We start from the raw sequence: 12,416 nt of genomic DNA on the forward strand, positions 1-12,416 counted from the left end.
GCGCCAAAACTACAATCGCAGGGTCCGGTCAAAATTAAGGCGTATCTTTTAGTCAGGAATTAACGCGAAACGAATCCCATGAAAAATCTGCGAAAAGAAGATATCAGCCAGGAGGTCTTTGACCTCTACGATGCCTATGCCCACAACCAGCTCAGCCGACGGCAGTTTATGGACAAACTCTCCACCTATGCTGTCGGGGGGATAACGGTCATGTCCCTGCTTAGTTTTATCATGCCGGATTACAAGAACAAGCTGCAGGTTGCCCAGGACGATGCCCGCCTGAAAACGGAATACATCACCTACGAGTCGCCCGAGGGAGGTGGCACCATCAGGGGGCTCCTCGCCCGGCCTGCAGATGCCACCAGCAAACTCCCGGGAATTGTTGTGGTCCATGAAAACCGGGGGCTGAACCCGCATATTGAAGACGTTTGCCGCCGGGCGGCGCTCGAGGGGTATATCGCCCTGGCTCCCGATGCCCTGACCCCTCTGGGTGGCTACCCGGGAAATGACGATGACGGCCGTGCCCTCCAACGGCAACGGGACCGGTATAAGATGCTGGAAGATTTTATCATGGGCTTCCGGTATCTGAAGTCGCACGAACAGAGCACCGGGAAGGTCGGAGTCGTGGGATTTTGTTTCGGGGGCTGGATCTCCAACATGATGGCCGTTCGCCTGCCCGATCTCGGGGCCGCCGTGCCCTTTTACGGCGGCCAGCCGGATGCGGAATTCGTCCCGGATATCCAGGCGCCCCTGATGTTGCAATACGCCGGGCTCGATGAGCGGGTCAACGCAGGATGGCCGGCCTACGAAGCGGCCTTGCAGGCCCATGATAAAGACTATGCCGTCCACTTCTATCCCGAAGTCAACCACGGTTTCCACAACGATACCACCCCGCGGTACGACGCGGAAGCCGCCAAACTGGCCTGGGAGCGGACAATCAATTTCTTTAATTCAAAATTGAAGTAACCCGGGGCCCGTACACCCAGCGGGTAACCGGGGATCCGCACCCCGGGGAACCGGGGCTTATCTCTATTTGGAACTCCGGTGGATTGCCTCTTCGGGAAAGGGGAACAGGATGGTCGAATTCTTTTCCGCCGCGATGTTCGAAAGCGTCTGGTAGAGCCGCAATTTAATGGCCGACGGGGATTGGTCGATCATCTTGCCGGCGGCCAGCAAGGTCCCGGCCGCCTGCTCCTCGGCCTGTGCCAGAATCACCCGGGCACGGCGCGAGCGTTCCGCCTCGGCCTGGTTGGCCATCATCCGCCGCATGTTTTCGGGTAACTGTATATCCTTAATCTTCACATCGAGGATATCGATCCCCCACCCGGCGGTTTCCTGCTCCACCGTAATCTTGATATTATTTCCCATTTCCTCCCGTTTTGAGAGGATCGTATCGAGTTCCACCTTCCCGCAAACATCCCGCAGGGCAGCCTGGGACAACTGGGTAATAGCAAAATTGTACTCTTCTACTTCCAGTACGGCCTTTTCAGGATCCCTGATCCGGAAGAATACCACCCCGTCGATGCTGCAGGGGACATTGTCTTCGGTCATGACTTCCTGGGAAACAATATTGATGGTAATTACCCGGATATCCACCTTCTGGATGGTTTCCACCAGGGGGATGATCCAGCGAAAGCCGGGCTGAAGCGTTTTTACATATTTCCCAAAGCGGAATTTCAGGGCCCGCTTGTACTCATAGACAATGCGAATCCCGGATAGGACGACAACCAATAACAAAACTGCAAAAAACAATAATGGGTTCATAACAATAGGTTTTAAGGGTTAACAGCAGGCTCCCGGCGCCGGCGCCAAGCTTCCATTTCGTTCACTCCCCGGGCTTTCATCCTGTTTATCTGTAATTTACGCACTTGTATCCGATTTACGGGAGTAACGGACGATTTCATTAGATTTGAGAACTACCAGAAAATGACCTGCCATGAAAAAAAACCGCAACCCCGGTTGCATACAGACAGCCATCCTCTCTTGTGTATTCCTGTTTTCAGGGTTTTCGTCCTATGCGCAGAGCGAGCCCTACACGGGTCCTATTATCGATATGCACGTCCACGCCTACCGCCAGGCGAGCCGGATGTTCGGGATTACCTATCAAAATCCGATCACCGGGAAAACCTACGCTACTACCCCGGACCTTGAGTCGCACAGGGAATGGACATTTAAAAAAATGCAGGAACACCGAATCGTCAAAGCCGTGGTCAATTACCACCCGGACTGGTACGTCCAGGACCCGGACCGTGTCCTGATCGGGTTGGGGACCGCCGAGCCGGATACCCTGCGGAGGATGTACGAGGCGGGTCGATTGCACGTGATGGGCGAAATGACTGCCTATTACGATGGGCTCCAGGCCGACGACCCGGAATTGGAACCGTATTTTGAACTGGCGGAATCCCTGGGGATCCCGGTGGGGTACCACATCTTCCCGGGAGGCCCTCCCGGGGGCATGTACATGGGCTTCCCCGGGATTCGAGCGGCGAATGCCGACCCGATGCAGATCGAACGGGTACTGGTTTCCCATCCGAAATTGAAAATCTACATCATGCATGCCGGCTGGCCGTATCTCGAGGATATGAAAGCCCTGATGTACGCCCATCCCCAGCTCTATGTCGATATCGGGGTGATCAGTTGGAACCTGCCCCGGGCCGAATTCCACGCGTATCTCAAAGCCCTGGTGGATGCGGGGTTCGGGAAGCGCATCCTGTACGGGACAGACCAGATGGCCTTCAAGGGCTCCTTTGACCAGGCCATCGAGAATGTCAATACGGCCGGGTTTCTGAGCCTGGAACAAAAAGCGGACATCTTTTACAACAATGCGGCCGAGTTCCTGGGTCTGAGCCCCGAGGAGGTCCGGGCGCATAAACAAGAAGGCGGAAATGGAAAGTAAAACCCGGGCGACCGGCAGGAGGCGGCCCCGGCAAAAACAATTCAGATCTTAAAGCTAAACCCGTCCTCGGCAACTTTCCGATCGTATTTTTCCTTGTCAAACGTGTACAGGTAAGCCCCTTTCCGGGCAACCGTCATATCCTTCTCGTCCAATTTAATCAGTATGTCCAGGGAATTGATTTTGTTGACAAAATTCCGTTTGTCGAGCTTTTTATCCAGGATGGACTCATAGAGCGTCTGCAACTGCCGCATGGTAAACTTCTCGGGCAGGAGTTCAAAGCCGATGGGCATGGTAAGCGCCCTGCGACGCAGGCGGGAAACGGCTTTTACCACCATTTGGTCGTGGTCGAAAATCAGTTTCGGCGCCTCCTCCAGGTCGAACCATTGGGCGGATTCCAGTTGCACGCCTTCAAACTGGTGCGATGCTACATCGATCAGCGCAAAGTAGGCCACCGAAATCGTCCGGTTTCCCGGGTCCCTGTCTATTTTGCTGTATGCGTATAGCTGCTCCATATAGATGTCGTGCAGGCCGGTAAGCGTTTCCAGCACCCGGGCAGCTGCCTCGTCCAGGTTTTCATCCTGCTTGAGGAAACCGCCAATCAAGGACCACTTTCCCTTTTCCGGTTCTATGTTCCGCTTAACCAGCAGAATTTTAAGGTGGTGTTTATCGAAGCCGAAAATGATGCAATCTACAGCCAAAAGCACCTTGTCCTCCGATGTATAGTAATTTAATTCCATACCCAATAGCTGGACCTGACCGGGAAATTACCCGGCAGGGTGTTGATGATTTTTAGGAAAAAGTAGCATTTTTTTCCTTATTTGTTAAAAATAGGCAATTCAAAATCTTTTTTTGATTAAATGCGCCGGATTTCTTACATTAGAAATGTAGATAGAACACTTCTGTGTGCTTCCGGGAATGAATTGTTGCCGGAACTGTTTGAATTAGTTTTTTGAGTTTTAGTTAAGGTAAAGGCCGTGTCTGTTTCACGGCCTTTATCATCACCAACCATCAAGTACCGACACCATGTTCCGATTCACGCTCGTATATCTCTTGACCCTCGGCTGCCTGAGCAGCTTCGGCCAACAGTCCGCCACCAACATCCGCGTCTTTGAACCCGATCAACCGGAGACCATCAGCCGGCATATCTACGGACATTTTGCCGAACACCTGGGACGCTGTATCTACGACGGGTTCTATGTTGGCGAAGGGAGCCCGGTTCCGAATACGGCGGGAATCCGCAATGATATCGTCGACGCCCTGCGCGCCCTGGAGATCCCCAACCTGCGCTGGCCCGGGGGGTGCTTTGCGGACACATACCACTGGAAGGACGGGATTGGCCCAAAGGCAGACCGGCCCACCATTGTAAATACCTGGTGGGGCGGGGTCACCGAGGATAACAGTTTCGGCACACACGATTTCCTGAACCTCTGCGAATTGCTGGAAACCGAGCCCTATATTTCAGGGAATGTCGGCAGCGGTACCGTTCAGGAGCTGGCCGACTGGGTGCAATACACGAATTTTGACGGGAAGAGCCCGATGTCCGACCTGAGGCGCGAGAACGGCAGGGACAAGCCGTGGAAGGTGAAATACTGGGGTATCGGGAATGAAGCCTGGGGTTGCGGCGGCCACATGCGGCCCGAGTACTACGCGGATATCTACCGGAAATACGCCACCTTCCTTTCAGACAGCGGTATAGAAGGCGGTTTGTACAAGATTGCCTCCGGGGCCAGCGACGACGACTACAACTGGACCGAGGTCCTGATGAAAAACATCCCACATGACATGCTGCAGGGCGTGGCCCTCCACCACTACTCGGTCATTGATTGGAGCGATAAGGGTTCATCTGTTGATTTTGACGAATCTGAATATTTCCAGACCATGCAGCGCTCCTGGCTCATGGAGGAACTGATCGAAAAACATACGGCCATCATGGACCGGTACGACCCACAGGGGCGCGTGGACCTGGTGGTGGACGAATGGGGCGGCTGGTACGACGTGGTTGATGGTACCAACCCGGGCTTTTTGTTCCAGCAAAACACCATGCGGGACGCGATGATTGCGGGCCTGGTGCTGAATATATTCAACAACCATGCAGACCGGGTAAAAATGGCCAACCTCGCCCAGACCGTCAACGTGCTGCAGGCGGTGATACTGACGGATGAAGAAAAAATGCTGTTGACCCCCACCTACCACGTCATGCATATGTATAAAGTGCACCAGGATGCCACATTGCTGGACACTGATTTTGAATCGCCCGTATACGCGCTGGACGGGGAGGATCTGCCGGCGATTTCCGTTTCAGCCTCCCGGGATGACCAGGGAAAAGTGCACATATCCCTCGTAAATATCGACGCTTCCAGGAGCCACCCGGTATCCCTCAACCTGAAGGGGCTCGTCTCCGGCGATATGGACGCGGCAATCCTGCGCTCCGGAAACTTACAGGACCACAATACATTTGACAATCCGGAAAAAATCAAGCCGGTTTCCTTTAGGGATTTCCGGTTTCGAAACGGGATGCTGACTGCCAGCCTGCCCCCGTTCTCCGTGTTGGTGTTCTCGGAAAACTAACACACCCGTGCAACCGGCTGGCAACCACCCGTTATGCAGCCACAAGTAAAAAAGTAGCCATGGAGCAATTTGTTATCGGATTGGACTTCGGAAGCGATTCGGTTCGCGCCCTGCTAGTGGACACGTCCGACGGGAATGAAAAGGCTGCTGCTGTATACGCATACCCGCGCTGGAAGGCCGGCAAATTCTGCGACCCGGCTGCCAACCGGTTCCGGCAGCACCCCCTGGACCATATTGAGGGGGTTGAGGCCACTATTTGCGAAGTCATTCGGAAAAGCGGTGCCCAACCGCAGACGGTAAAAGGCATCTGCATCGATACCACGGGCTCCTCCCCCGTCCCGGTGACCGAAAACGGGACCCCCCTGGCCCTGGTTCCGGGGTTTGAGGAAAACCCGAATGCCATGATGGTGCTCTGGAAGGACCATACGGCCCTGGCCGAAGCGGATGAGATCAACGAGCTTACCCGGGCCTGGGGTGGGCCGGATTACACCCGCTATGTCGGGGGGATCTATTCCTCTGAATGGTTTTGGGCCAAGATCCTGCATATTGTACGGGAAGATGCCGCCGTTCGGGAGGCCGCCTGGTCCTGGATGGAGCATTGCGACCTGATGACATTCCTCCTTGCAGGCGGTAAGGATCCGGCCGCCTTCAAAAGGAGCCGGTGCGCCGCAGGCCACAAGGCCATGTGGCACCCATCCTGGGGCGGGTTGCCCGATACGGCATTCCTCTCCCGACTGGACCCCTATCTGGGAACATTACGGGGCCGTCTGTACCGGGATACTTTCCCCTCCGACCAGCTGGCCGGGCACCTGAGTGCCGAATGGGCGAACAGACTCGGCCTGACAACCCAAACTGCACTCGCCGTTGGCACCTTTGATGCGCACGCCGGGGCGGTCGGGGCCAAAATCGAAGAAAACACGCTGGTACGCGTAATGGGTACTTCCACCTGCGATATCATGGTATCTCCGGACCCAGGGCTCCGGGAGCGGACGGTGCCGGGTATATGCGGCCAGGTAGACGGATCGGTAATCCCGGGAATGTCCGGGCTGGAGGCCGGACAATCGGCTTTCGGCGACCTTTTGGCCTGGTTCCGGGATCTCCTTTTATGGCCCATGGAAAAGGTGGTTTCCCATTCCCCGGCACTCACCGAAAAACAACGGGCAGACCTGTTGGCCGATGCAGCAGCCCGGCTGATCCCGGAACTCTCGGCCGCTGCGGAGCAAATCCCGATATCGGAAAGCCTGCCGGTTGCCCTGGACTGGATCAATGGCCGGCGTTCCCCGGACGCCGACCAACAATTGAAAAGCGCCATCGCCAACCTGACCCTGGGCAGTAGCGCCCCCCACCTGTTCAAAGCCCTGGTCCACGCCATCTGTTATGGCTCCAAAAAAATCGTCGACCGGTTTGAGGCGGAAGGGGTGTCCATCCATTCGGTTATCGGGGTTGGCGGGGTAGCCCGGAAATCGGGCTTTATCATGCAGACACTTGCCAACGTGCTCAACCGGCCCATCGCGGTAGCAGCCTCGGACCAGGCACCCGCCCTGGGGGCGGCTATCTATGCCGCTGTGGCTGCCGGCATCCATCCGGATATCCCCGCTGCGGCCCGCATCATGGGCAGCCCGGTAGAAGTGACATTCCAGCCGGAACCGGAGGCTGCAGCCGTTCTTGAGGAAGAATTTCGGGTATATGAAAAACTGGGGGCCTTTGCCGCCACCCTGGCCCGGGATGCCCAAATGCAAAAAACATAACTATGGCAGGTTCCCACGATGCACTTAAAAACGAATGCTACCAGGCAAATATGGAACTCAACGCCCTGGGGCTGGTTATCCACACCTTCGGGAACGTCAGTGCAGCCGATCGCGACCGGGGCATTTTCGCCATCAAGCCCAGCGGGGTTCCCTACGACCAGTTGCGACCGGAAGATATGGTAGTTGTGGATTACGACAGTAAGGTAGTGGAAGGGAAGCTCCGGCCCTCCTCGGATACGGCCACGCATGCCTTCCTGTACAAGAACTGGGAAGGGATCGGGGGCATTGCGCATACCCACTCCACCTATTCGGTTGCCTGGGCCCAGGCCCAGCGGGACATCCCCGTTTTCGGCACGACCCATGCGGACCACCTGACCCGGGACATCCCCTGCGCCCCGCCCATGGCCGACCACCTGATTGCAGGGGATTACGAGCACAACACGGGCATACAGATCCTGGAGTGCTTCCGGGAACGCAAACTTTCGCCGGAGGAGGTGGAAATGGTCCTGATCGGAAACCACGGGCCCTTCTGTTGGGGACGGGATGCCGCACGGGCCGTCTACAACAGCATGGTCCTTGAAACGGTGGCACAGATGGCCTACCTGACCCTGCAAATCAACCCGGGGGCCCCGAGGCTCAAAGAAGCTCTTATTAAAAAACACTACAACCGGAAGCACGGCGACGATGCCTATTACGGACAGTAACCAACCAAAAAAATGAAACCAAACGACAAAGAACTCTGGCTTGTCACCGGCAGCCAGCACCTCTATGGCCCGGAGGCCCTCCGTCAGGTAGGATCGGACGCCCGGGTTATCGCCAATGGCCTGAACCAGACGGATCGCCTCCCGATTCCCCTGGTCTTTAAACCCGTGGTGACTACTGCAGACGAAATTACGGCCCTCTGCAGGGAAGCCAATAACGATGATAATTGTATCGGGGTCATTGCCTGGATGCATACCTTTTCCCCGGCCAAAATGTGGATTCGCGGGCTCGGGGAGCTCCAGAAACCCCTCTGCCACCTGCATACCCAATTCAACGCCGGCATCCCGTGGGATGCCATCGATATGGACTATATGAACCTGCACCAGTCGGCACACGGCGACCGGGAATTCGGGTTCATGGCCGCACGCATGCGCCGGGCGCGCAAGGTGGTGGCCGGCCACTGGAAGTCCGGGAGCGTACAGGAGAAACTCGGAATCTGGGCCCGGGTGGTCCTGGGGGCCGATGCACTCCGGGGTATGCAGGTGGCCCGGATCGGCGACAATATGCGGGAGGTGGCGGTCACCGAAGGCGACAAAGTGGAGGCCCAAATGCGTTTCGGTTTCTCCGTTAACGGCTACGCTACTTCGGACATAACCCGCCGGATTGCCGACCTGAGCGAGACCCGGGTGGCCGAGCTCGTCAAGACCTACGAAGCGGATTACACCCTGTCTCCCGCCCTGCAGCAGGATGGGGGGCAACGCCAGGCCTTGCTGGAAGCCGCGCGTATTGAACTCGGGCTTCGCGACTTCCTGGAGGAAGGCGGGTTTTCCGCTTTTACCGATACATTTGAAAACCTTGGGGCCTTTCGGCAGCTGCCGGGTATTGCCGTACAGCGTTTGATGGCCGACGGCTTCGGTTTTGGCGCCGAGGGTGATTGGAAAACCGCCGCCCTGGTGGCCGCCATGAAGGTCATGTCTGCAGGTTTGGAAGGGGGGACTACTTTTATGGAGGACTACACCTATCACTTTGGCAGTGACAAAAGCCTGGTCCTGGGGTCGCATATGCTGGAGATCTGCCCGTCCATCGCTTCCGGGAAACCCTTGTGCGAAATCCACCCGCTCGGGATCGGCGGCAGGGAAGACCCCGTGCGCCTGGTTTTCAATTCCCCGGCCGGACCTGCAATCAACACCTGCCTGATCGATATGGGAAATCGCTTCCGACTCGTGGTCAATGAGGTGGAGGCCGTGGCCCCGTTGGCGGACCTGCCGAAATTACCGGTTGCCCGGGTACTTTGGGACCCGAAACCGGACCTGGAGACGGCTGCCACCGCCTGGATCCTGGCAGGGGGCGCCCACCACACCGTATATTCACAGGCCCTGACCACCGATTTTATGGAAGATTTTGCCGAAATTTTCGGTATTGAATTGCTCGTTATCGACCCGGCAACCCGGATTCGGGCATTTAAAGAGCAAATCCGGGCAAATGAAACGTATTTTCACCTGTTCCGACACGGGATGTAACAGGCGCTCCACACGGGTCAATTGCCCCGATGGAACGCCGGGAGCCGCCCGGGCCGGACGGCAAACGGATTCGACTAACCGATGAATACAAACAACAACCGATGACCTCAAAACCACGAAACTGCCTCACGGCCATTCTGATATGTGCCGCCCTGCTCCTTGCAACAGGCTGCCGGGAGGGAAAGAAAGAAGCCGCCCCGGAGGCTGCTCAGGGAAACGCCGGCAATAAAGCGAAAATTGAAATCCAGCCATTCGGCCAGCTCAAAGACGGTCGGGAGGTTACCCGCTATACCATGCGGAACCATGCCGGCATGGAGCTGCGTTTTATAAATTACGGCGGGATTATCACCTATTGGTCGGCCCCGGATGCGGAAGGGAACCTGGAGGATGTCGTCCTGGGCTTCGACAGTTTGGAACCGTACCTGGAGGGGCACCCGTTTTTCGGGGCGCTGGTGGGACGCTACGGCAACCGGATCGCCGGGGGGGAATTCACCCTGGATGGGGAAACCTTTTCGCTGGCCAAAAACAATGGGGATAATCACCTGCATGGAGGGGTTAAGGGATTCGACAAAGTCCTGTGGGAAGTTCGGTTGCCGGACGGGCCGGAAAGCAATACGGCCGTCCTCACCTACACGAGCCCGGACGGGGAAGAAGGGTACCCCGGGAACCTGGACGTTGCAATCACCTACACACTCACGGAAGCCGGGGAACTGGATATCCAATACGAGGCCAGGACGGATGCCCCGACTATTGTAAACCTCACGCAGCATGTATACTTTAACCTGTCGGCCGACTTCTCCCAATCCATCGGGGACCACGTACTTACCCTGCAGGCCGATGCCATCCTGCCTGTTGACGACGGACTCATCCCAACGGGCGAAATCCGGCCGGTTTCCGGGACGCCTTTTGATTTTACGGCGCCCAAACCTATCGGGGAGGATATCGATGCGGCAAATGAACAAATCGCTATGGGTGGAGGCTACGACCATTGCTGGGTACTCAACGACCCGGACGCCGGATTCCGTCAATTTGCCACGGTGGTACACCCGCCAACCGGCCGAAAGCTGGAGGTAGCCACCGATGAGCCCGGGGTGCAGTTCTACACGGGCAATTTCCTGGACGGGTCGCTCCCCGCCAAAGGGGGCGGGACCTACGGGAAACGCAGCGGTTTCTGCCTGGAGACCCAGCACTACCCGGACTCCCCCAACCAGGAGGCCTTCCCTTCGGTGCGGCTGGATCCCGGACAGACCTATCGCTCCCATACGCGCTTCAGACTTTCAACCAACACACCTCATACAACCAATTAAACCGATACCGCTATGCAAATGCTCGATTCCCTGGATTGGGTAACCATTTCGATATATTTTGCCATCCTGCTGGGGATTGCCGTATGGGTGATCCTCAAAAAAAAGGACAATACCGAAGACTACTTCCTGGCCGGCCGCAACGTCGGTTGGTTTGTTGTGGGCGCTTCCATCTTCGCCTCCAACATCGGTTCCGAACACGTGGTGGGCCTGGCGGGTACAGGGGCCAGTAACAAGCTCCCGATGCTCATCTACGAAATCCACGCCTGGATCGTCCTGTTGCTCGGGTGGGTGTTCCTCCCGTTTTACGCCCGGGCCGGGGTGTTTACCATGCCCGAATTCCTCGAGAAACGCTTTGATGCCCGCGCGCGCTGGATCCTGTCCGTATTTTCCATTGTGGCCTATGTGCTCACCAAGATCTCCGTGACCATCTATGCCGGGGGCGTGGTGGTCTCCGCCCTACTGGGCATCGATTTCTGGACCGGGGCGATTGCCACCGTGGTCCTCACAGGCATCTATACCGTCCTGGGCGGGATGCGGGCCGTAGTCTACACGGAAACCCTGCAGGCCATTATCCTGGTGCTCGGTGCGGCGGCCCTGACGGTCATCGGGTTGGACCGTGTGGGCGGCTGGGAAAGCATGCGGGAAACTGTTTCCCCGGAATACCTGAATATGTGGCGGTCCGCCACGGACCCGGACTTCCCCTGGCCCTGGCTAATCATCTCGAGCACGATCGTGGGGATTTGGTACTGGTGTACGGACCAGTACATCGTCCAGCGGGCCCTGACCGCAAAAAACATCAAGGAGGGGCGGCGCGGCACCATTTTCGGGGCCCTGCTCAAACTGATGCCGGTCTTCCTGTTCCTGATCCCGGGCGTAATTGCACTCACATTGAAAATGCGGGGAGAACTGCACTGGGACAACCCCGACGAGGCGTTCCCGGTGCTGATGAGCAACCTGCTACCCTCCGGGTTGCGCGGCCTGGTGGCGGCCGGGCTGCTCGCTGCCCTGATGAGCTCGCTGGCTTCCGTGTTCAACTCCTGTTCTACCTTGTTCACCGTGGACATCTACAAAAAGCTCCGCCCGGGTACCCCGGAGAAAAAACTGGTACGCACCGGACAAATCGCCACGGCCATCGTGGTGGTCATCGGGATTATCTGGATCCCGATCATGGCGAATATCTCCGGGGTACTCTACGAATACCTGCAGAGCGTGCAATCCTATATCGCACCGCCGATCGCAGCGGTATTCCTGCTGGGGATATTTATGAAGCGGGTGAACGCACAGGGGGCTTTTGTCACCCTGATTGTCGGATTCCTGGGGGGTGCCCTGCGTATCTCCCTGGAACTCGCCAAGGACCACCTGGAGCCGGGCAGCTGGCTGCATACCCTGGGGGCTGTGAATTACCTGATTTTCGCGGCCTGGTTCTTCTTGTTTTGCATCGTGGTGCTGGTTGGCGTGAGCCTGATGACCCCGGCCCCGGAGCCCGAAAAAATTGCCAACCTCACCTATGCGACCATTACCCGGGAGGAGAAAGAGCGCAATAAGGCGAGTTACAATTGGAAGGATATCGTCGTCTCGGTCGGCATCCTCGTTATCGTTATCGGCATCATGATCTGGTTTAACGGGAAATAAAAAGAGCCGGGGGCCTTTCCGGCCACCGGCTGTCTTTTAACCT

The 12,416-nt window shown here is 57.0% G+C and carries 10 protein-coding genes; 8 read left to right on the forward strand and 2 right to left on the reverse strand.

Annotated elements, in window-relative coordinates; all coding sequences use genetic code 11:
- Nucleotides 1–78 precede the first annotated feature (78 nt).
- Nucleotides 79–966 (forward strand): dienelactone hydrolase family protein, encoded by an 888-nt coding sequence (locus tag AC3DKS_RS12890; protein ID WP_272608533.1) that lies wholly within the window; start codon nucleotides 79–81, stop codon nucleotides 964–966.
- A 63-nt stretch (nucleotides 967–1,029) separates the two neighbouring features.
- Here AC3DKS_RS12890 and AC3DKS_RS12895 read toward each other — a convergent pair whose 3' ends face one another.
- Nucleotides 1,030–1,764 (reverse strand): slipin family protein, encoded by a 735-nt coding sequence (locus AC3DKS_RS12895; protein WP_041327029.1) that lies wholly within the window; start codon nucleotides 1,762–1,764, stop codon nucleotides 1,030–1,032.
- 172 nt (nucleotides 1,765–1,936) lie between these two features.
- Here AC3DKS_RS12895 and AC3DKS_RS12900 point away from each other — a divergent pair, with 172 nt between their 5' ends.
- Nucleotides 1,937–2,896, forward strand: coding sequence for an amidohydrolase family protein (locus AC3DKS_RS12900; protein WP_272608531.1), 960 nt, complete (start codon nucleotides 1,937–1,939; stop codon nucleotides 2,894–2,896).
- 41 nt (nucleotides 2,897–2,937) lie between these two features.
- Here the strand turns inward: AC3DKS_RS12900 and AC3DKS_RS12905 are convergent, their stop codons facing one another.
- On the reverse strand, nucleotides 2,938–3,633 hold the full coding sequence (locus AC3DKS_RS12905; protein ID WP_015753895.1) for an NUDIX hydrolase: 696 nt from the start codon (nucleotides 3,631–3,633) through the stop codon (nucleotides 2,938–2,940).
- Nucleotides 3,634–3,919: 286 nt separating this feature from the next.
- On the opposite strand from AC3DKS_RS12905, the gene AC3DKS_RS12910 reads away from it, so the two are divergent.
- The 6 genes from AC3DKS_RS12910 (at nucleotide 3,920) to AC3DKS_RS12935 (ending at nucleotide 12,373) form a co-directional block, all read left to right on the forward strand.
- A complete protein-coding gene (locus AC3DKS_RS12910; protein ID WP_272608529.1) occupies nucleotides 3,920–5,464 on the forward strand; it encodes an alpha-N-arabinofuranosidase in 1,545 nt (514 codons plus the stop codon).
- Nucleotides 5,465–5,523: 59 nt separating this feature from the next.
- On the forward strand, nucleotides 5,524–7,212 hold the full coding sequence (locus tag AC3DKS_RS12915) for a ribulokinase (RefSeq protein ID WP_272608527.1): 1,689 nt from the start codon (nucleotides 5,524–5,526) through the stop codon (nucleotides 7,210–7,212).
- A gap of 2 nt (nucleotides 7,213–7,214) precedes the next feature.
- Nucleotides 7,215–7,916 carry an L-ribulose-5-phosphate 4-epimerase gene (locus AC3DKS_RS12920; RefSeq protein WP_272608525.1) on the forward strand — a complete coding sequence of 234 codons (702 nt, stop codon included), beginning with the start codon at nucleotides 7,215–7,217 and terminating at the stop codon, nucleotides 7,914–7,916.
- Nucleotides 7,917–7,928: 12 nt separating this feature from the next.
- A complete protein-coding gene (gene araA / locus AC3DKS_RS12925; protein ID WP_272608522.1) occupies nucleotides 7,929–9,434 on the forward strand; it encodes an L-arabinose isomerase in 1,506 nt (501 codons plus the stop codon).
- Nucleotides 9,435–9,535: 101 nt separating this feature from the next.
- Entirely contained in the window at nucleotides 9,536–10,741 is a 1,206-nt protein-coding gene (locus tag AC3DKS_RS12930; RefSeq protein WP_474732157.1) for an aldose epimerase family protein, read from the forward strand.
- Nucleotides 10,742–10,753: 12 nt separating this feature from the next.
- Complete coding sequence (locus AC3DKS_RS12935; RefSeq protein ID WP_272608518.1) at nucleotides 10,754–12,373, forward strand: sodium:solute symporter; 1,620 nt, start codon at nucleotides 10,754–10,756, stop codon at nucleotides 12,371–12,373.
- Nucleotides 12,374–12,416 lie beyond the last annotated feature (43 nt).

It is taken from the genome of Robiginitalea sp., assembly GCF_982776155.1.

Excerpts from the sequence above, each read along its gene's own strand:
- AC3DKS_RS12895 (WP_041327029.1), bottom strand. The coding sequence starts at position 1,764 with ATGAACCCATTATTGTTTTTTGCAGTTTTGTTATTGGTTGTCGTCCTA.
- AC3DKS_RS12905 (WP_015753895.1), bottom strand. The coding sequence starts at position 3,633 with ATGGAATTAAATTACTATACATCGGAGGACAAGGTGCTTTTGGCTGTA.
- AC3DKS_RS12935 (WP_272608518.1), top strand. The coding sequence starts at position 10,754 with ATGCAAATGCTCGATTCCCTGGATTGGGTAACCATTTCGATATATTTT.
- AC3DKS_RS12915 (WP_272608527.1), top strand. The coding sequence starts at position 5,524 with ATGGAGCAATTTGTTATCGGATTGGACTTCGGAAGCGATTCGGTTCGC.
- AC3DKS_RS12890 (WP_272608533.1), top strand. The coding sequence starts at position 79 with ATGAAAAATCTGCGAAAAGAAGATATCAGCCAGGAGGTCTTTGACCTC.
- AC3DKS_RS12910 (WP_272608529.1), top strand. The coding sequence starts at position 3,920 with ATGTTCCGATTCACGCTCGTATATCTCTTGACCCTCGGCTGCCTGAGC.
- AC3DKS_RS12920 (WP_272608525.1), top strand. The coding sequence starts at position 7,215 with ATGGCAGGTTCCCACGATGCACTTAAAAACGAATGCTACCAGGCAAAT.
- AC3DKS_RS12930 (WP_474732157.1), top strand. The coding sequence starts at position 9,536 with ATGACCTCAAAACCACGAAACTGCCTCACGGCCATTCTGATATGTGCC.
- AC3DKS_RS12900 (WP_272608531.1), top strand. The coding sequence starts at position 1,937 with ATGAAAAAAAACCGCAACCCCGGTTGCATACAGACAGCCATCCTCTCT.
- araA (WP_272608522.1), top strand. The coding sequence starts at position 7,929 with ATGAAACCAAACGACAAAGAACTCTGGCTTGTCACCGGCAGCCAGCAC.